This window comes from Streptomyces hyaluromycini (assembly GCF_002217755.1).
GTDB classification, from domain to species: domain Bacteria; phylum Actinomycetota; class Actinomycetes; order Streptomycetales; family Streptomycetaceae; genus Streptomyces; species Streptomyces hyaluromycini.
Genome location: NZ_BCFL01000019.1, coordinates 247,178 through 267,434, shown reverse-complemented (window position 1 = coordinate 267,434; position 20,257 = coordinate 247,178). Strand labels below are relative to the sequence as shown.

Sequence of the window (20,257 nt, the reverse complement as noted above, 5' to 3'; positions counted from 1 at the left end):
GCGCCTAGGGCACGGCGGGAACGACGTGGAGGTAGCCTTCCGCGACCAGGTCCGGGTAGCCGAACCGTTCGCCGACCGCGAGGAACGCCTGGTGATCACGCGGGCCGACGGGCAGGGCCGAGGCCTTCAGCACCCGTAGGAAGAGCCGGAAACCCAGGTCCGCGTCGACGCTCTCGACGACCTCGGTCAGAGCGGGCAGCAGGCCGGGGATCTTAGGAGGCCAGACGCGGTTCTCCGTCACGGCCGCCAGCCGGGCCGCCACGCCGTCGATGGTTTCCAGGACCGCCGCGCGCAGACCCGGATCAGGCGCCGACACCTGCGGAGGCGGGACGAAGCCCGGGTCCGCCAGCCGTTCGGCGTCCCGCCACGCCGCCTCGATCCCGGCCAGCCAGTCCCGCATACTCTCCTCGTCCCATCCGGGATCGAAGGCGGTGTCCGTGCCCTCGGCCCACACCGTGCGCAGCACGGCGTCGTCGAGAGGCGACTCCAGCAGCCGTCGCACGTCCCGGCCGAGCAGGGTACGGCTCGGCGCGGGAACGTCGGTCACCGAGCGGGCAGCGATCATCAGCAGGGCCGGCCTGGGACCGCTCTCCACGAGGCAGTCCAGTTCCGCCACGGTCAGGGTCTGCTCCAGGCCGTCGCACTGCATGGACAGCCAGGAGAGTCCGAACTCCGCCGTCATGATCATCCCTCCGGATATGAGGTGTAGACGACCCACTTCTCGTAGTGGCGCGGGGTCTTACCAATGTATTTGAGGGTGACGACCACCTTGGTCCCGGCGGCCTTCCCTGCGAGATCACCGCCACGTACCCAGACCTTGCCCAGCGAGGGGCCCATGTCCCGGACGTCCCAGGTGAACGTCTTCGGCTCCAGCAGTTGTCCCTTCTTCAGACGACCTGCCTGTCTGGTCTGCCAGTTCTTGAGCTGGACGGCGTTCTTCTTCGTCCAGGCGGTGACGGCCTTGTTGACCGCTTCGGCGGCCGTCGCCTCGTCGGTCCACCGGGTGGCGACGCCGTTCGTCTCGGCATTCGCCTTGTCCAGCATCTGCTGGTCCGACTTGTTGACGTGGTCCGTGATGGTGTGCGCGCCGCCCAGACCCTCGTCCCCGATGATGTCGGTGCAGTTGTGGACGAGGATGTCCCGGGACCGGGATCCGTCGGCACGGACGTAGAAGGTGTGCGTGCCCTGGACGGTGAGGTCGTACACCTCGCGCGGCGCCAGGACGCCGTGCTCGTGCAGGGCGGTCACCGGGCTGAGCGACCCGTCGGGAGCCCTGAGCAGATCCCCGACGCGCAGGTCCGACACCGCCGTCCAGCCACGGCCGTCCACGTAGAAGCGGTGGCCTGTCGTGCTGGTGACCAGCGCGCCGCCGACGGTGACGTCCGTGAGCGCGGAGGTGTCGTGCAGGTGGGTGGAGATCACCGGCTCGGTGACGGTCCGGCCGGTTTCCGGATCCGTGGTGCGCAGGAGGTCGCCGGCGCGGACCGCGCGGATGCTCTTGACGGAGCCGTCGGCCAGCACCACGCCCGTGCTCGCCGGGAAGCTGTCCTTGGTGCAGACCGAGATGACGTCTTCGAGTTCGTCGACGGTTTCCTCGATGTGCTTCAGCGTCGAGGGGTCGAGGCCGTCGATGACCTTCAGGGCGTCGAACGCGTCCCGGATGCCGATGCCGGTCTGCATCGCCGCGTCGAGGGCGCGGAACCCTTCGGCGATCTTCTCGAGAGTCTTGCCGGGGACGAAGTTGGAGGCGGCCCAGGCGCAGCCGCTGGCACTGCCGTGCCAGCAGTCGACGAAGTCCTGGACCAGGATCTCCTTGCCGACGGTCTGGTAGGTGTTCAGCAGGCCCTTGAGGATGTCGAGCTGGGTGAAGGTCTTGGTGTCGTCCTTCGTCAGGCCCTTGAGCTGCTCGGTCTTGAGGAACAGGGTGTCCTCGGCGGGGCAGCCGGCCGCGGTCGCGGGCACGTCGGGGTTGGCGCACAGGTAGAAGTCGACCGACACGTCGAACGTGTAGGTGAAGGTCACCGTGCAGCTGGTGCCGAAGCCCGGTGGGATCTCACAGGGCTTGTCCTGCTTGACGTCCGTGACCTTGAGGGTGTCCTTGTCGACGACGTAGAAGGTGCCGCCGATGCCCGTTCCGGCGCCGGCGCCGACCTGCTGGTTGGCCTGCGCGTCGGCCGCCTCCGTGGCCGCCTGCTGGGCGGATTCGGCGTACTTCTGCGCGTCCTTGGCGGCTTCTTCGGCCGCGGTGGCCTGGGCGTCGGCGTCCTTGGCGGCGGCCCGGGCGTCCGCGGCCGCCTGTTGCGCCTGACTGGCCGCGGTGCGGGCGGCTTCGGCGTCGCGGGCGGCGGCGTCGGCGGAGTCGCGGGCCTGCGTGGCGTAGCCGTCGGCGCGGCCGGCGGCGTCGTCGGCGGCCTTGGCGTCGGCGGTGGCCTGGTTGTCGTAGGCGATGGTGCGGGCGAGGGACTGGGCGGCCTGGGAGGCGTATCCGGCGGCTTCGGCGGAGTAGTCCAGGGCCTCCTTCGCGGAGGCGCGGGCGTCGGCGGCGTATCCGGCGGCTTCGGCGGCCAGGGTGTAGGCGGCCTTGGCGTCGCCGGTGGCCGCGTTGGCGGTGCTCGTCGCCTGGGCGGCGGCCTCCTGGGCGTTCTGGGCGTGGGCCTCGGCGACGGCCTGCTGCTGCTCGGCGATCGTCTTGGCGGACTGCCCGGTCAGTACGGCGAGGCCGGCGGCGGGGTCGGTGGTGACGTAGGGGGCGCCGAGCTGGACGGCGTCGTTGGCGGGAGCGGCCACCTGGCGGGCGGCGTTGCCGGCGTCGACGGCGGCCTGGGCGGCGGCGTAGGCGTGTCCGGAGGCGACGTTGGCGCCGGCGATCGCGGTCTGGGCGGCCGTGTTGGCCGCGTCGGCCTGTGACTTGGCGTCGGCGGCGTGCCGCTCCGCCTCGTCGGCGAGTTTCACCGCGGCGCTCGCGGCGGTGGCGGCCGTCTTGGACGCGGCGATGGCGTCTGCGGCGGCGCTGGTCGCGGTGGCGACGGCGGCGTCCGCGTCCTCCTTGGCGGACCGGGCGGCGTCGGCGTCGGCGTGGGCCCGCTTGGCCGCGGCCTCCGCGCGGGTGGCGGCCGCGTCGGCGTCGGCGGCGGCCTGGGTGGCCGCGTCCGCCTCCGTGCCGGCCGAGGCGGCGGCGCTCTCCGCGTCGTCGGCCGCGGCGTCCGCGGCGTCCGCGGCCTGCCGGGACGACTGGGCCTGGTCGTCGGACTCGTGCGCCTGAGCGTAGGTCTCCTTGGCGTACGACTTCGCGAGGGCGGCGTCCGCCTTCTGCTTGGCGTCCCAGGCCTTGTCGCTCAGCTCCCTCGCGTGGTCGGACGCGGTCTCGGCCGCCTGCCGCTTCTCGGTGGCGGTGGCGTCGGCCGCCTCGGCCTTGCCCTTGGCGTCCTCCGCCTGGCTCGCGTAGTCCTGCGCCTTGGTCTTGTGCTCGGCGGCCTCCGCCTGCTTCTGGGCGGCGGTCTCCTTCTCCGCCTTCGCGGTGGCCTCCTCGGCCTCCGCGTCCAGCCGGCGGGCGTGCGCGGTGGCCGCGGCGGCCTTCGCGTCCGCCTCCGCCTGCGTGGCCACGGCCAGCTTGGCCTTGGCGGTGTCCCGGGCGGCCTTGGCGTTGCCGGCCTGGACCGCGGCGGCGTCGGCGGCGGCCTTCGCCTGCTCCTTGGCCGCCTCCGCGGCCGCGTTGCGGAACGCCGCCGTCGAGGCCGCGGCCTGGGTCACGGCGCGGGCGGCGATGGTCGCGCTGTCCGCCGCGGACGCCTTGGTCGCCGAGAGCGCGGTCTGGGCGGCGGCCTGCATCGCGTTGATCGCGGCTGACGACGCCTTGGTCACCTGCGCCTTCTGCAGACCTGCCAGCAGACCCCGGCCGCGGGGCTCGCCCGCCTGGTCGGCGATCGCGTAGGCGGCGTTGAGAGACGTGTCGGTGCCGGTGGCGGCGGAGGTGGCGGCCTGTGCCTGCTTCTGGATCAGCGTCAGCTGGGTCTGCGCGGCGGCCTGGGCGGCGGCGATGCCCTTGGTGGCCTGGAGGAACTGGGCCGTGGTCGGGTAGTCGAGGTCGCCGGTGCCGTTGTGTCCGGCAGGGACGATGTCCAGCTTCTGGAGGGCACCGCCGGTGCAGGTCGCCAGGGTGGCGTCCTGGCTGTTGGTGTAGGACGCCAGGTTCAGGCACTTGCCGTCGGCGAGGTTCGTGAGCGGCGTGGTGGCGTGCGGGTTGTACTTCCACCGGTTGGCACTGGTGCTGCTGACGGTGCAGGAGCCCTGCACCATCGCCGTGCCGTCCGCGCTTGCGGAGCCCTTCGGCATCAGGCACTTGCCGGAGTTGACGTTGACCAGCGTGTCGCCGGAGATCCGCCACTGCTGGCCGGCGCCGCCGTTGCAGGTGTAGATCTGCACGATGGCGGAGTTGGCGGTCGAATTCCCGCCGACCTCAAGGCACTTGTCGGAGGACCCGTGGACGTGGATGGCCATCGGGCTGTCCCCGATCCAGCCGGCGCCCCCCGCGGACCAGTAGTCCTGCCAGCGGGCCAGGTGGTCGGCGATCCAGGACTGGCCGAGCATCTCACCGAGCGCCTGGGCGGTCGTGGTGAGCGCCTTGGTGGCGGCGGTGTCGGCGTCGAGGATCTGGTTGCGCTGGGCGGTCTGGGAGGCGAGCTCCTGCTGCCACTCCGCCGACGCGGTGGCGACCTCCTGTCCCAGGACCTTGTTCGGGTCGATGGGATTGTGCCAGGCGCAGGCCGCGAACCGGGACTTCAGGTCCTCGACGGCGATCCGGAACTCCAGGCTGCCCGGTTCGGGGGCGGTACGCGGGAAGCCGCCGGAGGACAGGAACATCCGGGCGTCGTCGGCGCCGGTCCCCCCGGAGCCGTTGACCAGTTGGTCGAACGCCTGGTGCTCGGCGTAGGCCTGCTGCCACTGCTGCGTGGGCAGCGTCGGATCGACGGTCCCGTACAGGGGTGTTCCCAGATCCTTCACCGCCTTGACGGTGGCGTCGCCGGCCTGCGCGGTGGGGTCCTTGTAGAGGTCGCCCTCGGTCTTCCACCACTGCTCGCCGAGCCACTTCGAGTAGCCCACCTGGGCGAAGAAGTTGTCGGTGGTGGCGGGGACGCCCGGCGGCCAGTAGAACTCGGCGTCGGTGGCGAAGTTGGCGGGGAAGGACAGGCCTTTGAGCGGTGTCTGCCAGGCCGCGAGCCGGGTGGGCAGCACGGCGCTCGCCGCGTCGATGGCGTCCCGGTCCTGCTGGAACGCGGTCGACAGCGGTGTGTTGTTCCAGTACTGGCGGTCGGCGGCGGTGTGCAACTGGTCGGCGGTCTGGTTCAGCGCGTTCTGCGCCAGCGGCACCGTGGCGGTGCCGCCGATCCGCAGCGCGTCGGCCATCAGGCACTGGTCCTGGCGCAGTTGCTCGGCCGCCGCAACGTCGAAGCCGTCGTAGCTGTCCGCCACGTTCGTCATGGCAGGCCCCGCTGGTGCGGGCCGGCCACCCAGCAGTCCCCCGAGAACCGCGGTGATGACGACCAGCGGGACGACGGAGCCGTTGACGCGGCGTCGCCGCGCGAGCCGGCTACCGGGCGAGGCACCCGAAGCCGGCTCCGGCTCGGCCGCGGGAGAGCGGTGAAAGGGTCTGTACGGACGTCTGAATCGCAAGGAAGTGTCCTTCTCCATGACGGAGGCGGACAAGAGACCCGTCCAGGCGCGGAGACCCCTCCCCGTCACCCGCCCGGCCCCCAGGGCGCGCGAGACCAACACGTGTCACGGCATGACGACATCCCCCGCCTGCGGCAACAAGCCCCCCGTCGCCCACTTGGCAGCCCAGGAGGGTTCTGCCGCAGCTGAACCCCGGACCAAGGCATTGATCATGGTCACGACACGATGTGCAGCCCAGGTGAAGAACAGGTGACCGAGGAGAGACCAGGAGACGGCTTGCAGGCGCCGGCCCCGCCCTGACCGGCTCTTTCGCGTCACCATGCCGGCTTCAAGCCACTCCGCCGCAAACCCAGGACCATGCGCGCGGGGGGGCTCAGATGCCCGGCCAGGGCTCCTCTTCCCGGAACAGGGGTCGGCCGTCGGGGAGTGTGGTGGGCATGTTGGCCCCGTAGTCGGGCTCCATGGGGGACGCCTCCATGTGGGCCTCGTACATGGGCTGGGGCCATAGTCCCGCGGCCGCGTACACGTCGTAGTTGTAGTCGTACATGTTCCCGTACGGCTGCTGGTAGGCGTACCCACCGTCGCCGCCGCCCTGCACCCCCGCGTAGGAGGCCTGGGGCACCCCCGCGTAGGAGGCCTGGGGCACCCCCGCCACCACAGCTTCTGCCGCCGGTGTGGCGCCGCCCTGGTCGACGAACAGCGGCAGCCGCAGTTCGCCGGTGTCCATCACCGCGTTGTTCTGGGAGCGGTGGAGCCGGGAGTAGGCGCCGCCACGGGCGAGGAGTTCGTCATGGCGGCCGGTCTCGACGATGCGGCCGCGGTCGACGACGAGGATGCGGTCGGCGTCGGGGGCGAGGTTGAGGTCGTGGGTGATCATGATGGTCGTACGGCCGGTCATCAGGCGGCGCAGCGGCTTGACGACCCGGCGTGCGGCCATCGCGTCCAGGCCGGTGGTCGGCTCGTCGAGGACGAGGACGGGGGCGTCGCGCAGGATCGCGCGGGCGATGGCCAGGCGCTGGAGCTGACCGCCGGAGAGCCGGGCGGAGTTGGGGTCGACCCTGGTGTCGTAGCCGTCGGGGAGCCGGACGATGAAGTCGTGGGCGTCGGCAGCCTTGGCCGCGTCCTCGATGGCCTGGTCGCTGGCGCCGGGCCGGCCGCAGGCGATGTTGGCGCGGACGGTGTCGTGCAGGACGAGGGTCTCCTGGGGGAGGAGAGTGACGTACTCGCGCAGCCGGGCCAGGGGGAAGTCGCGGATCGGGACGCCGTCGAGGAGGACTTCGCCGCTGTCGGGGTCGTAGAAGCGGAGCAGCATCTTGGAGACGGTGGACTTGCCGGCGCCGCTGGGGCCGGTGATGATCACGAGTTCGCCGGGGCTGACGGCGAAGGAGAGGCCCTCCAGGGCGGTCCGGTCGGCGCCGGGGTAGCGGAAGCCGACGTCGCGGACCTCGATGGCGCCGTCCGGGCGGCCGGTGTCGGTGCCGGTGCCGCGCCGGGGGTCGGTGACCGACGGCTTCACGTCCAGGATCTCGATCAGCCGCTCCGCGCCCGCCGTCGCGGCGGTGACGGTGAGGCCGAGCTGGGCGAGGCCGCGCACCGGCGGGTAGAGGTAGCCGAGGAAGGCGGAGAAGGCGAGGAGCTGGCCCAGGGTCATGCGGCCGGTGGAGATCTCCCAGGCGCCGATGCCGATGACGGCGAGGACGCAGATCGTCTCGATGACCTGGACGAGCTGTTCGTAGGCCTCGTTGAGGCGGGTGGAGCGGACGGAGGCGCGGAACCATGCGCTCGCCTCCTCGTTCAGGCGCCGGCGCTCGGCGTCGCGGCGGTCGTACGCCTGCGTCAGCACGATGTTGCCGAGGGACTCCTCGACGACGGAGGTGATCGCGCCGTCGGCGACCCGGCCCTCCCGGGAGACGTCCTTGATGGAGCCGGAGAAGCGGCGGGCGGCCAGCCAGAACAGGGGCGCGAGGACGAAGGTGGCGGCGGCCAGGTCCCAGCGCAGCCAGAACGCGGCGGCCGCGTAGAACAGGGCGCTGAAGACGGCCGAGGCGGCGCCGACCAGCCCGGACACCACCATGGTCTCGATGGCATCGACGTCGCTGGTCAGGCGGGAGAGCAGGTCGCCCTGGCGGTGGCGCTGGAAGAAGTGCGGGGGCAGCTGCTGGACATGGTCGAAGACGTGCTCGCGCAGCCGCATGACGAAGCGTTCGGTGGTCCAGGCGGCCAGGGAGTTGCCGGCGTACGCGACGATCGCGCCGACGATCGCGACGGCCAGCCATTTGCTCGCCGGGCTCCAGAAGGCGCTCAGCGAGCCCTTCTGCAGGGCGTGGTCGGTGAGGTCGCTGAAGAGGAGGATGGCCTCGGTCTCGGCGAGCGCGGCGATCACCGTGCACACCCAGACGATCACCAGCCAGCCGCGCAGGCCCCGGGTCAGCGGCCAGAAGCGGCGGAAGGCGTCGCGGGCCGGGATGGTGGGCGTGTACTCGTCCTCGTACTCGTCGTCATCGTCCTCGTATTCCGAGTCCGCGACTTCGTACTCGTATTCTGCGCCTTCACTCTCCTTCACGTGCATTTCACACAACCTCCGCTCTCCGACGCCGGAATTACTGAAACTCCTGAAAATCAGGGAGTGAAAAAGGACCGACGGCGAACCGTCGGTCCTTTTCTTTTCTGCCTTAGTTGTCCTGGCCCGGGATGGGCTTCGGAGCCGGCTTCGGGGCCCGCTTCTTGGGCTTCGGCGGCGGCGGCGGCAGCTGCTTGTTGGGCTTGGGGGGCAGCGGGGCGAGCTTCTTGAGGCTCATTCCGACTCCTTGAGAGTTCGAAGTGCAGTGGTGCGGGATGGTACGAGAATTCTCTTGGGGCAACGTCCGGGGATTTTGGATCGTCATCCTCGGCAATCCCCGCCGCCCGACACAGATGAACTTACACGGCCCGGATCCCAAGCAACGGCAAAGTCGGCTTGCGAACGGCAAACAGGTGCTGTGAATACCTGGGTAACAGCTGTATAACGACCGCGAAGCTGAGAGTTCTCTTAAGAACCTGAGAGCCAGCTTATGAAGCCGGGCCGGGTACGCCCCGAACAGGCGCCGGCCGCACCCCGCGCAGGCCTCAGCGGCGCGCCATGTAGAGGGCGAACGCCCTGTGGAGCAGCTTGTTGAGCGGGAAGTCCCACTCCCCGGCGTACTCGACCGCCTCGCCGCCGGCCCCCACCTTGAAGCGGAGCAGCCCCAGCAGGTGGTCGGACTCCTCCAGGGTGTCGGTGATGCCCCTGAAGTCGTAGACGGCGGCGCCGAGCTCATGGGCGTCGCACATCATCCGCCACTGCATGGCGTTGTTGGGCTGGACCTCGCGCCTGCGGCCGGTGGAGGCGCCGTAGGAGTACCAGACGTGGTCGCCGACGGTGAGCATGGTGGCCGCGGCGAGGATGTCGCCGTCGTGGTGGGCGAGGTAGAGGCGCATGCGGTCGGGGTGTTCGGCGGTGAGCGCGGTCCACATGCGCTGGAAGTAGGAGAGGGGGCGCGCGATGAAGCGGTCGCGCTCGGCGGTCTCCGTGTACAGGCCGTAGAAGGCGGGCAGGTCCTCGTACCCGCCCCGCACCACCTTGACGCCCGCCTTCTCCGCCTTCTTCACGTTGCGCCGCCACTGCTGGTTGAGCCCGCGCTGGATGTCGTCCAGCGACCGCCCCGCGAACGGCACCTGGAACACGTACCGGGGCTGCCCGGCCGCGAACCCCTCCTCCCCGCCCGGCTCCGCCTGCCGCCACCCGGTCCGGCGCAGCCGTTCGGCGAGGTCCGCGGCGCGGGCGTCGTACGACGTCGGCTCGGCGTCCCCCAGCCGCCGGACGGCCGGATCGGCGATGGCCTCCTTCACCGCCTCCGCGCTCCACCGCCGTACGACGACCGGCGGCCCCATCTTCACGGCGAACGCCCCGCGCCCCTTCAGGTACGCCAGCAGCGGATCGAGCCACCGGTCGAGGTCGGGGTCGTGCCAGTCGATGGCGGGCCCCTCCGGCAGATACGCCAGATACCGCTTCACCCTGGGCACCGCCCGCAACAGCACCAGCCCGGCCCCGACGACCCGCCCCTCCCCGTCGAACCACCCGAGGCTCTCCGCCTCCCAGTCGGGCTTCACGTCCCCCCACGACGGCAGCTGCATATGACTGACGGAGGGCCGGGAGCCCACGAAGGCGAGATGCTCGGCACGCGAGATGGGCTGGAGACGAAGGGCTGCTGTCATGGGCGGTGCTCCTGGGCAGGTCGGCGTCGGCTTCCAGGACAACAGACACGTGCCTGCCGGGAACGGTTTCGGCGCGCGGGTGGGTGAAGGTGTGTCGGCCGGGGAGGTGTCCGTTGCCTAAGCGCTCCGCTGGAAGTGCCGCGATGTGCCGTCTGTCGACTGCGGCGCCGTCGTGGCTGGTCGCGCAGTTCCTCCCCCAGCCTTCGGCTGGGGGTACCCCCAGCGCCCCTTCGGGGCGCTCCCGAAGCGCAGCGGAATTCGCCGGACCCGCTCAGCCCCGGCGCGGCGGCTGCCCGTACGTGTTGCGGTAGGTGCGGCGGAAGTGGCTGGGGTCGGCGAACTGCCAGCGGGAGGCGACGTCGGCGACGGTGTACTCGCCCCCGGGGTGGTCCAGTTCCCGGCGGGCGCTTTCGAGACGGCGCCGGCGTACGTAGGCCATGACGCTCTCGCCGTCGGCGAAGGCACGGTGGAGGGTGCGGACGGAGACGTGCAGCGCGCGGGCGATGGCGGCGGGGGTGAGGCCGGGGTCCCGCAGCCGCCGGTCGGCGTAGGCCGTGGCCGCGGCGCGCAGTGTCGGCGCAGGGGCGGGAACGGGGGCGTGGGCGGGGACGGCGGTGGCGGCGTGGGTGCCGATGAGCCCGGTCAGCAGCAGGGACAGTGCGGCGCCCGCCGCGTGGGTGCCCGCCGGGCCGAGGTGCTCCGAGAGGGCCCAGGCAGTGTCGAGATGGGCGAGCAGCAGCCGGGACTCGGGAGCGGTGGCGGGGGCGACGGTCAGGGCCGGCAGCCGGGTCCGGCGCAGCTGGCCGAGCAGGGCGGCCCTGGGCAGCAGGAGCACCCTGCAGTCGGTGGGTGCCGTGTAGGCGAAGCGCCAGCGGGAGTGCAGGTCGCGTATGCACAGGGTGCCGGGGCCGAGGTCGGCCCGCCGGGCGGTGTCCTCGACGGACAGGCTGCCGCTGCGGATGATGTGGACGGCGACGAGGTCGGCGCGTCCGTCGGCGTCGCCGTGACCCGACACGCCCGCTATGGGGTCGCTGAACTGCCGGCTGACCGCGACGTCGCCGACCAGGCGGCGTTCCACCCGGGTGCGGTGCATGCCGGCCGTGCGGTCGGCGGGCAGGCGCAGCTGCCGTACGTGGGCCAGGTGGCCGAAGCGGCGCTGCCACTGTTCGTGCAGGAGGTCCTGCCGGTGGGGGTGTTGCAGCGGTACGGCGATGGACGCCCGGTTCCGCCATGGCGCCCCGTCGACCGGCTCCGTCCGTGTCACCCGTATCCCCCCATCGTGGCACCGATGTTCCTTTGGACGCCGTGTCCCGCTTCCTACGCTGCTGCCAGCGCGATGAACCGTCCCCGCACCTGAGTGGAGCCTGCTGTGAACCTGCCCCTGTCCTCTGCGCCGTTGTCCTCCCCGTCGCCGGACGACGAGACCGGCGTCCGCGCCGAGCTGACGGCGACGGCCGGAAAGCTCGTCCCCATTCTCGCCGGGCAGGCCCAGGAGAGCGAACGGTTGCGCAGGGTGTCGGACGACGCGGCGCGTGCGCTGCGCGAGGGCGGCATGTTCCGCCTCGGCACCCCGCGTGTCTTCGGCGGCTTCGGGGCCGGGGTGCGTACGTCCATGGAGGTGACGGCCGAACTGGCCCGCGGCGACGCCTCCGCCGCCTGGATCGCGAACATCTACACCGGGGGCGGCCTGGTCGCCTCGCTGATGGACGAGCGGGCCCGGCAGGAGGTCTGGGGCCAGGACCCCGACGTGGCGGTCGCCGCGTCGCTGACCCCGTCGGGCTCCGCGGCCACCGCCGAGAACGGCGATCTCCTCGTGTCGGGCCGGTGGGGCTGGGCCTCGGGCATCGACCACGCCGGCTGGGTGGCCCTGGCGATCGCTCCGGGCGCGCCGGACCTGCCGCCGGTGATCGCCCTGGTGCCGGTGGCGGAGGTGACGGTCGAGGACACCTGGCACGTGGCGGGCATGGCCGCAACCGGCAGCAACACCGTCGTCGCCGACCGGGTACGGGTGCCGGCCCACCGGACGCTCGACATGGGCGCGGTCCTGGCCGGGGTCTACGCCACCCGGTACGAGGGCGAGCCCCGCAACGCCGTCGCGATCGCCTCGATGCTCGCGCTCACCGTCGTCGCCCCCATGCTCGGCATGGCCCGGGCCGCCCTGGACCTGACGCTCGACACCGCGGCCCGCAAGCCCATGTCCCTGACCGTCTACGAGCGCCTGGCCGACTCCCCGAGCGTCCAGCTCGCCGTCGCCGACGCGGCGTCCCTCGTCGACACCGCCCAGCTGCACGCCTACCGGGCCGCCGACGACCTCGACCACGCCGCCGCCGGGGCCCGGCAGCTGACGGTCGAGCAGCGGACCCGGGTCCGCATGGACACGGCCGTCGCCGCGATCCGCACCCGCGAGGCCGTGGACCGCCTCGTCTCCGTCTGCGGCGCGAGCACCTTCGCCCTGGCCAACCCCCTCCAGCGCATCTGGCGCGACCTCGGCACCGCCTCCCGGCACGGCGTCGTCAACCCCGACCTCGCCCGCGAGATCTACGGCCGCACCCTCCTGGGCATCACCGAACAGCCCACGTTCATCATCTGACCGGCGGCCACTCCAGAACCGTCAGCCCGGGCCACTGCTCGCGCCAGCGGTAACCGACCGGCCATCTCCCCTCTCTACCACGGCCGCGCCCGCTACCGCGCCGTCCCGAACACGCCGAGTGCCTCCCCGTCCGACGCCCGGGCCCGCAGGAAGTAGTCGGCCCATTCCTCGATGCCGGGGTAGGCGCACTCCGCCACGACACGGGCGACGGCCGCCGGGATGTCGTACGGCGTGACGCGCAGGTCGGTGCCGGGGCCGAGGAGGCACCAGTGGGCGCCGGAGCGGCCGTACGGCATGCCGACGCTGCCGGGGTTGACGACCAGGCGGCCGTGGGCGAGGCGGATGTAGGGCATGTGGGTGTGGCCGCAGACGACCGTGCCGATGCCGGGGGCGACGGCGGAGAAGACCTCCGCCCAGCGGTCCAGAGGGGAGTCGACCAGGACGATCTCCTCGTCGTCGCGCGGGGTCGCGTGGCAGAAGAGGACCCGGCCGAGGCCACGGATCGTCAGAGTGGCCGTCCCGGGGAGGGCGGCCAGGAAGTCGACCTGGTCGTCGCGGAGCGCGTCCGCCGCGAACGGGCCTATCGGGTCCGGGATCTCGGCGCGCTCTCCCCTGCGGTACTCCACCAGCTCCCGGTCGGCGTTCCCCGACAGCCACAGCACCCGGTCGCCCAGTGCGCGCAGCGCGTCGATCGTCTCGGCCGGCTGCGGGCCCGCCGTGATGTCGCCGGTGAGGACGATGCGGTCGGCCGCGGCCACATCCGGCTCCGCCAGCACCGCCTCCAGCGCCGGCAGCACCCCGTGGATGTCGGAGAGCACCGCCACCCGGCCCGACTCGGTTGCGTCGCCCGTCACTTCCCCCGTCACTTCCCCTCCCCCTCCAGCCCCTCCGCCAGCACCTCCGCCAGATGTCTCCCCTGTACCCCGGCCAGTTGCTCCAGCTGCGTCCGGCACGAGAAGCCGTCGGCCAGGACCACCGTGCCCGGCTCCGCCGCCCGCACCGCCGGCAGGAGCTGATCCTCCGCGCAGGCCTTCGACACCTCGAAGTGGCCCTTCTCGAAGCCGAAGTTGCCCGCCAGGCCGCAGCAGCCGCCGACCAGGTCGCCGGTGAGGGCGGCGGCCCCGCGGAGGCGGCGGTCCGGGGCGTCGCCGAGCACCGCGTGCTGGTGGCAGTGGGTCTGCCCGGTGACCGGGCGCTCCAGGCGGGGCGGGGACCAGTCGGGGGCCAGGCGTTCCAGCGCCTCCGCGAAGGTGAGCACCCGCGCGGCGAGACGGGCCGCCCGGGGGTCGTCCGCAAGCAGCTCCGGCAGGTCGGCACGGAGGGCGGCGGCACAGCTGGGCTCCAGGACGACGAACGGCGGGGGGTACGCGAACTCGTCCGGTTCCAGCAGCAGAAACGGCTCAAGCAGGTCCAGCGTCTCGCGCAGCACCGCGCGGGCCCGGTCCAGTTGGCCCGTCGAGAGGTACGTGAGGCCGCAGCAGGCTCGGGTCCGGCGCGGATTCAGCAGGGACATGCCGTAGCCGGCCGGCCCGCCGTCGTCCGATCGCCGTGCCCTCCACCGCCGTGTCGGCAGCTGCACCACCCCCACGCCCGCCGCCTCCAGCACCCGTACGGCCGCCCGGCCCACCTGCGGCGACAGGTGCTCGGTGAAGGTGTCCGGCCACAGGAACGCCATCCGCCCCGGGAGGTCCGGCCGCCGTCCCGCCCGCGCCTGCGCCCGCCACGCGCGCAGCCGCCCGCGCTGCCGCCGCCGCTCCCACCGGCTGAAGGGCTCGGCCGCGAGGCGCGGGATCCTCCGCTCCGGTGCGATGCCGCCCAGCCGCTTGGCGAGCGCCGCCAGCGGTCGTACCGAGGCGAGGGCGTTGACGACCGCCGCCGTGCGGGTCCGGGCCACAAGGCGCAGCCACCTCGGCAGCCATCCCATGCTGTAGTGGGCCGCCGGGCGGCGCCGGCCCGCGTAGTGCTGGTGCAGGAACTCCGCCTTGTACGTCGCCATGTCCACCCCGACCGGGCAGTCCGACCGGCAGCCCTTGCAGGACAGACAGAGGTCGAGGGCGTCCCGGACCTCCGTCGAGCGCCAGCCGTCCGTCACCAGCTCGCCCGCCAGCATCTCGTGCAGCAGCCGGGCCCGGCCGCGGGTCGAGTGCTCCTCCTCGCCGGTGGCCCGGAAGGAGGGGCACATGACGGATGCGCCGGACGGCCCGGTCGTACGGCACTTCGCCACGCCCACGCAGCGGCGGACCGCCGCCGAGAAGTCACCGCCGTCGGCGGGGTAGCCGAAGGCCACCGGCACCGGCTCGCGGGGCAGGACGGCGAAGCGGAGGTTCGTGTCCAGGGGGGCGGGCCTGACCAGTACGCCCGGGTTGAGGAGGTCGTCCGGGTCCCAGATCCCCTTCGCCCGGCCGAAGAGCGCCACCAGCTCGTCGCCGTACATCTTCGGGAGGAGTTCCGCCCGCGCCTGGCCGTCCCCGTGCTCCCCGGACAGGGAGCCGCCGTGCGCCACCACCACGTCCGCCAGTTCCTCCGAGAAGCGGCGGAAACGGGCCACGCCCGCCTCGCTCAGCAGGTCGAAGTCGATACGGACGTGGACGCAGCCGTCGCCGAAGTGGCCGTAGGGGGTGCCGCGGAGGCCGTGCGCGATGAGCAGGGCACGGAAGTCACGCAGGTACGCGCCCAGGCGGGCCGGCGGTACCGCGCAGTCCTCCCACCCCGGCCAGGCCTCGGTGCCGTCCGGCATCCGCGTCGCCGTGCCGGCCGCGTCCTCGCGGATGCGCCAGAGCGCGCGTTGCCCGGCCGCGTCGGTGACGACCAGCGCGTCCAGGACGTCCGCCGCCCGCACGACCGTCTCCGCACGCGCGCGTGCCTCCGCCGCCGACTCCCCGCCGGTCTCGACGAACAGCCACGCCCCGCCCCGGGGCAGGCCCGTGGCGGACGGCACCAGGTCGGCCGCCATGCCCTCCACCGTCAGCGGTGCACAGTCCAGCAGCCCCGCCGCCGCCTCCGCCGCGGCGCTCTCGTCGGCGTACCCCAGCACGGCCAGCGCACGCGCGCGTGGCGGCTCCACCAGCCGTACGGTCGCCTCCGTGACAATCCCGAGCGTGCCCTCCGAACCGCAGAAGGAGCGGGCGACGTCCGCGCCCTTCTCGGGGAGGAGAGCGTCCAGGGCGTAGCCGGAGATACGGCGGGGGAGGTCCGGGAAGCCCGTGCGCAGGCGCGCCAACTCCCCCTCCACCAGCTCCCGCAGCCCCTGCGGTGCCCCGGCCCAGTCCCGCCCCGGCCGCAGCCGCTGCCCCCGCGCGGTGATCACGTCCAGCTCCCGGACGCTGTCCGCCGTCGTCCCCCAGGCCACGCTGTGCGACCCGCAGGAGTTGTTGCCGATCATCCCGCCGAGCGTGCAGCGGCCGTGCGTGGAGGGGTCCGGGCCGAAGCGCAGGCCGTGCGGGGCCGCGGCCTCCTGGAGGCGGTCCAGGACCAGCCCCGGCTGGACGACGGCCGTACGGGTGGCCGGGTCGAGGGCGAGGAGCCGGTTCATGTGCCGGGTGAAGTCCAGGACCACGCCCGTGCCGGTCGCCTGCCCCGCGATCGAGGTGCCGCCGCCCCGGGCGACCACCGGCACACCGCGGGTCCGGCACACCTCCAGTACGGCCGCCACGTCGTCCGCGTCCCGAGGGGCCACCACCCCCACCGGAACCCGCCGGTAGTTGGACGCGTCCATGGTGACCAGCGCCCGGGACGTGACGTCGAAGCCGACCTCACCCCGGACGGCGCTCCGCAGTTCCGCCTCTAGTTCCGACATGCGTCCACTCAATCAGCCCGTCCTGCGTTTGAGGACGAGGCCGTTCAGGCCGAAGCGGGGGTCCGGGGGCGGCAGCCCACGGGGCCGGCACCCGAAACGCGTCTCACCCGACGGACGAGGTTTCGCCCAGGTTTCCTCCACCGGCTAACCTCACCCCGTGGCTGACATCCAGATCCCCGCTGACATCAAGCCCGCCGACGGACGCTTCGGCGCGGGCCCCTCCAAGGTGCGGACGGAAGCGCTGGACGCGCTGGCCGCCACCGGTACCTCCCTGATGGGCACCTCCCACCGCCAGGCCCCGGTCAAAAACCTGGTCGGCCAGGTCCGCGAGGGCATCAGCGCCCTGTTCTCCCTGCCGGAGGGCTACGAGGTCGTCCTCGGCAACGGCGGCTCCACCGCCTTCTGGGACGTCGCCACCCACGGCCTGATCGACAACAAGTCGCAGCACCTGAACTTCGGCGAGTTCTCGTCCAAGTTCGCCAAGGCCGCCAAGCTCGCCCCCTGGCTGGCCGAGCCCACCGTCATCGCCTCCGACCCGGGCACCCACCCGGAGCCGCAGGCCGAGGCGGGCGTCGACGTGTACGCGTTCACGCACAACGAGACGTCGACCGGTGTCGCCATGCCGATCAGGCGGGTCGCGGGCGCCGACGAGGGCGCGCTGGTCCTCGTGGACGCCACCTCCGGCGCCGGCGGCCTCCCGGTCGACGTCGCCGAGACCGACGTGTACTACTTCGCCCCGCAGAAGTCCTTCGCCTCCGACGGCGGCCTGTGGATCGGCGTCTTCTCCCCGGCCGCGATCGAGCGCGCCGAGCGCATCCACGCGTCCGGCCGCCACGTCCCGGAGTTCTTCAGCCTCCCCACGGCGATCGACAACTCCCGCAAGAACCAGACGTACAACACCCCGGCCCTCGCCACCCTCTTCCTGCTCAACCAGCAGCTGGAGTGGCTGAACGGCCAGGGCGGCCTCGCCTTCTCCACCGGCCGTACGAAGGACTCCTCGACCCGCCTGTACAGCTGGGCGGAGGAGAGCAAGTACGCCACCCCGTTCGTCGCCGACCCGGCCAAGCGCTCGCAGGTCATCGGCACGATCGACTTCGCCGACGAGATCGACGCGGCCGCCGTCGCCAAGGTGCTGCGCGCCAACGGCATCGTCGACACCGAGCCCTACCGCAAGCTCGGCCGCAACCAGCTGCGCATCGCGATGTTCCCGGCGATCGACCCGGCGGACGTCGAGGCGCTGACGAAGTGCGTCGACTACGTGATCGAGAAGCTGTAAGGGCCCGGCAACTCCCGTAACAAGCTGCTGGTTTGCCCGGAAGGCATGATCAAGGCAAAGCCTGCCGTGGACAGTTGAGTCTCCTTCGTCGCACACCGGACACTGTGTGCCCCATGCGACGAAGGAGATCCACGCGTACATGAACAGACCGATACCGGGCACCGTCGAGGTAGCGGTGCGCCACATCCTGAGCGACAAGGTCACGGGCTTCCTCGTCCGCACCCGCCGGATCACCTGGAAGGACAGCGTCTTCCGGGTACGCCGGCCGCAGTCCGGCAAGCAGACCGTGGAGCTCACCTGCCCCGTCTGCGACGCGTCCCTGCTGGCCGAGGTCCGCACCGAGGCCCGCACCCTCCGGACCCGGGTCGTCCTGCGGACCCTGGCCGCCCTCTGCACGATCGTCTTCTTCGCGGCCTTCGCCTACGCCGTCCACGAGGGCGGCAAGACGCTGCCCGAGGGCCAGTCGCTGCCCACCCTGTTCCCGGTCAGCGTCGTCTCGGTCTTCGTCACGTTCGTCGCCGCTCCCGTGCTCTTCGTCAAAAGCCGCGCCTACAACGGCGTCAGCCTGCTGGACGCCCCCAAACCACGCCGCCTGCACGCGCTCAGGGCGGTGCGGGGCTGAGTGCCGGGCACGACGAGGGGCGCCCGGTGCGGGGACACCGGGCGCCCCTCGGGCTTTCACTCCCCGTCGACGAGCTTCTGGTACGCCTTGGCGTCGAGCAGCCCGTTGGACGACGCCCCGCCCTTGGTCTTGATCTTGAAGAGCCACATGCCGTAGGGCTCGGCGTTGACGTCCTCGGGGTTCTCCACGACGTCCTCGTTGACCGCGACGACCTCGCCGTCGAACGGACTGAAGATCTCGGACACCGCCTTGACCGACTCCACCGTGCCGACGGCGTGACCCGCCTGGATCTTCCTGCCGACTTCGGGCAGCTCGAAGAAGACGATGTCGCCGAGGTTCTTCTGCGCGTGATAGGTGATGCCGACGGCCAGGCTGCCGTCGGCCTCGGTGCGGATCCATTCGTGGTCTTCGGTGTAGCGGAGGTCGGCGGGCACGTTGGACATGTCAGCTCCATCAGCCGTCGTGGTGCGGTGTCCGGCCGCCCCTGTCGACGACCGGCGGGAACAGCCTGCTGCACCGGAGCCCAGAGCAGTGTATTTCGGGCATCCCGGTCCGCCACCCGGGTGACGACCGCCGCCTCACGTCGCCGTGCACGTCACCGTCGGCACGCCCCCGCCCCCGGGAGCGCCCCCGAAGCCGAAGCCCGCCGAACCCCCGGCCGGGACCGCCCCGTTGTACGCGGCGTTCGGGAGGGTGATGACGGTGACGTCGGCGGTGCCGGTGCCGGAGATGCTCTCACTCGGGCCGGTGAAGGTGCCGCTGATCGGCAGCCTGACGGACTTGAACTGCGGGAGGGCGGCGGCTGTGGCCCGGACCGTCCGGGTGGGCTCGGCGGTGGTGGCGGTGGCGGTGGCGGTGCCGGCGGTCACCGGGACGGTCAGGCCCAGGGCTGCCGTGAGCAGGCAGACGTTCCCGGCCAGGCGCAGGACGTTGCGGCGCATGGGTGCTCCGATTCCGTGAAGCGGGACCCGATCACCTGTTGCCGCCCCCGTCCCGCGGGACGTCTCCCAGCCTGCCCGGACCGGCGCGCCGCCGCGCCGGTGACCCGGACGGGTGACACACGGAGAGGGATCAGTGACGGCGCGCAGTCGGGCGCCGCAGCCGCCGCAGGCCGAAGAGGGCGAGCAGGGCGACCCCGACGACGACGGCACCGACCTTGGCCCCGCCCCCCACGGACCCGCTGTCGTCCTTGCTCGCGGCCGCCGAACTCCCGCCGCCCGACGGCGACGCCTTGCCCGACCCCCCTGGCACGTCCTCGGCCTGCACCGGGCTGTCGGCCCCCTCGCTCCCGTACATCAGCCTGGTCCCGTCGGCGGAGTAGCTGACCGACTCGCCCTGCTTCTGGAGCGGCACGTCGAGCCGCCCCTCGCGCTTGATCGCGCCGCCGTTCCAGTCGTAGTAGATGCCGCCGAAGTAGCCGCGTACGGCGAGCTGCTTTCCGTCGGGCGAGAAGGCGGCGTCGGTGGCCCAGAGGTCGACGGCGACGACGGGCTTGAAGATGTTCGTACCGGAGGAGGACAGCGTCGCCGGGCCCTCGTACAGATGCCCGCCGTCCTCCTTCTTGTCGATGATGTACACCCGCCCGGTCCTGGGGTGGACGATCAGCGACTCGGCGTTCCGCGCGCCGTTGGAGTACTTGACGACGTACTGCGTGGCCCGGACGGTCTGGTCGACCAGCTTCTTCGGCTCGGGCAGCCGGTAGATCCAGACGTACGGCCAGCTGCCGTCGAGGTTGTCGCCGATGTCGCCGACGTAGATCTGGTTGTCGGGGCCGATGGAGATGGCCTCGACGTCACGGGGCGTGCCGACACCGCTGAGCGTGATCCTCGCGACGGTCTTCCCGGTCGCGCTGTCGACGGCGTAGATGTACGGCCCGTCGCCGCTGTCGTTGTGCGTCCAGTAGATGCCGGGGTGCAGGTGCGAGGCGGCGAGACCGCTGGACTCGGCGATCCGCGGATCCGTGATCGTGAACCCCTTGTCGCCGGTGCCGTCGGCGGCGGAGGCGGGTGCGGCGGCCAGGGCACCCGTGAGCAGGACACCGGCGAGGAGGGAGAGCGATCGTGGACGCAT

General features: G+C 72.2%; 14 protein-coding genes. 3 read left to right on the top strand and 11 right to left on the bottom strand.

Features of this window, described 5'->3' with window-relative positions:
* Positions 1-4: 4 nt before the first annotated feature.
* From SSP29_RS19080 to SSP29_RS58510, 6 genes are all read right to left on the bottom strand, one after another.
* Positions 5-682 (bottom strand): hypothetical protein, encoded by a 678-nt coding sequence (locus SSP29_RS19080; protein WP_089101904.1) that lies wholly within the window; start codon positions 680-682, stop codon positions 5-7.
* Positions 683-684: 2 nt separating this feature from the next.
* Complete coding sequence (locus tag SSP29_RS19075) at positions 685-5,478, bottom strand: RICIN domain-containing protein (RefSeq protein WP_167449955.1); 4,794 nt, start codon at positions 5,476-5,478, stop codon at positions 685-687.
* Between the two features lie 565 nt (positions 5,479-6,043).
* Entirely contained in the window at positions 6,044-8,239 is a 2,196-nt protein-coding gene (locus SSP29_RS19070; RefSeq protein ID WP_089101903.1) for an ABC transporter ATP-binding protein, read from the bottom strand.
* Between the two features lie 103 nt (positions 8,240-8,342).
* Complete coding sequence (locus tag SSP29_RS60930; RefSeq protein WP_268239917.1) at positions 8,343-8,468, bottom strand: hypothetical protein; 126 nt, start codon at positions 8,466-8,468, stop codon at positions 8,343-8,345.
* A 307-nt stretch (positions 8,469-8,775) separates the two neighbouring features.
* Positions 8,776-9,903, bottom strand: a complete 1,128-nt coding sequence (locus SSP29_RS19065; protein WP_089101902.1) for a lipid II:glycine glycyltransferase FemX — start codon at positions 9,901-9,903, stop codon at positions 8,776-8,778.
* A gap of 271 nt (positions 9,904-10,174) precedes the next feature.
* On the bottom strand, positions 10,175-11,167 hold the full coding sequence (locus tag SSP29_RS58510; protein WP_167449954.1) for a helix-turn-helix transcriptional regulator: 993 nt from the start codon (positions 11,165-11,167) through the stop codon (positions 10,175-10,177).
* Between the two features lie 105 nt (positions 11,168-11,272).
* Between SSP29_RS58510 and SSP29_RS19055 the strand changes: the two genes are divergently transcribed.
* A complete protein-coding gene (locus SSP29_RS19055; RefSeq protein WP_089101901.1) occupies positions 11,273-12,493 on the top strand; it encodes an acyl-CoA dehydrogenase family protein in 1,221 nt (406 codons plus the stop codon).
* Between the two features lie 92 nt (positions 12,494-12,585).
* Here SSP29_RS19055 and SSP29_RS55865 read toward each other — a convergent pair whose 3' ends face one another.
* Entirely contained in the window at positions 12,586-13,359 is a 774-nt protein-coding gene (locus tag SSP29_RS55865) for a metallophosphoesterase family protein (RefSeq protein ID WP_245883138.1), read from the bottom strand.
* Positions 13,356-16,289, bottom strand: a complete 2,934-nt coding sequence (locus SSP29_RS19045) for an FAD-binding and (Fe-S)-binding domain-containing protein (protein WP_089101900.1) — start codon at positions 16,287-16,289, stop codon at positions 13,356-13,358. The genes SSP29_RS55865 and SSP29_RS19045 overlap by 4 nt, the downstream gene beginning before the upstream one ends.
* Before the next feature lie 157 nt (positions 16,290-16,446).
* Between SSP29_RS19045 and serC the strand changes: the two genes are divergently transcribed.
* Positions 16,447-17,565, top strand: coding sequence for a phosphoserine transaminase (serC, locus tag SSP29_RS19040; protein ID WP_089101899.1), 1,119 nt, complete (start codon positions 16,447-16,449; stop codon positions 17,563-17,565).
* A gap of 139 nt (positions 17,566-17,704) precedes the next feature.
* Positions 17,705-18,187, top strand: coding sequence for a hypothetical protein (locus tag SSP29_RS19035; RefSeq protein WP_089101898.1), 483 nt, complete (start codon positions 17,705-17,707; stop codon positions 18,185-18,187).
* Positions 18,188-18,243: 56 nt separating this feature from the next.
* Here SSP29_RS19035 and gcvH read toward each other — a convergent pair whose 3' ends face one another.
* From gcvH to SSP29_RS55860, 3 genes are all read right to left on the bottom strand, one after another.
* On the bottom strand, positions 18,244-18,630 hold the full coding sequence (gcvH, locus tag SSP29_RS19030) for a glycine cleavage system protein GcvH (protein WP_089101897.1): 387 nt from the start codon (positions 18,628-18,630) through the stop codon (positions 18,244-18,246).
* 135 nt (positions 18,631-18,765) lie between these two features.
* Positions 18,766-19,128 carry a hypothetical protein gene (locus SSP29_RS19025; protein ID WP_089101896.1) on the bottom strand — a complete coding sequence of 121 codons (363 nt, stop codon included), beginning with the start codon at positions 19,126-19,128 and terminating at the stop codon, positions 18,766-18,768.
* Positions 19,129-19,258: 130 nt separating this feature from the next.
* A complete protein-coding gene (locus tag SSP29_RS55860) occupies positions 19,259-20,257 on the bottom strand; it encodes a TolB-like translocation protein (protein ID WP_089101895.1) in 999 nt (332 codons plus the stop codon).

Excerpts from the sequence above, each read along its gene's own strand:
- SSP29_RS19045 (WP_089101900.1), bottom strand. The coding sequence starts at position 16,289 with ATGTCGGAACTAGAGGCGGAACTGCGGAGCGCCGTCCGGGGTGAGGTC.
- SSP29_RS19070 (WP_089101903.1), bottom strand. The coding sequence starts at position 8,239 with ATGCACGTGAAGGAGAGTGAAGGCGCAGAATACGAGTACGAAGTCGCG.
- SSP29_RS19080 (WP_089101904.1), bottom strand. The coding sequence starts at position 682 with ATGACGGCGGAGTTCGGACTCTCCTGGCTGTCCATGCAGTGCGACGGC.
- SSP29_RS19065 (WP_089101902.1), bottom strand. The coding sequence starts at position 9,903 with ATGACAGCAGCCCTTCGTCTCCAGCCCATCTCGCGTGCCGAGCATCTC.
- SSP29_RS55860 (WP_089101895.1), bottom strand. The coding sequence starts at position 20,257 with ATGCGTCCACGATCGCTCTCCCTCCTCGCCGGTGTCCTGCTCACGGGT.
- SSP29_RS19075 (WP_167449955.1), bottom strand. The coding sequence starts at position 5,478 with ATGACGAACGTGGCGGACAGCTACGACGGCTTCGACGTTGCGGCGGCC.
- SSP29_RS19025 (WP_089101896.1), bottom strand. The coding sequence starts at position 19,128 with ATGCGCCGCAACGTCCTGCGCCTGGCCGGGAACGTCTGCCTGCTCACG.
- gcvH (WP_089101897.1), bottom strand. The coding sequence starts at position 18,630 with ATGTCCAACGTGCCCGCCGACCTCCGCTACACCGAAGACCACGAATGG.
- SSP29_RS19035 (WP_089101898.1), top strand. The coding sequence starts at position 17,705 with ATGAACAGACCGATACCGGGCACCGTCGAGGTAGCGGTGCGCCACATC.
- SSP29_RS60930 (WP_268239917.1), bottom strand. The coding sequence starts at position 8,468 with ATGAGCCTCAAGAAGCTCGCCCCGCTGCCCCCCAAGCCCAACAAGCAG.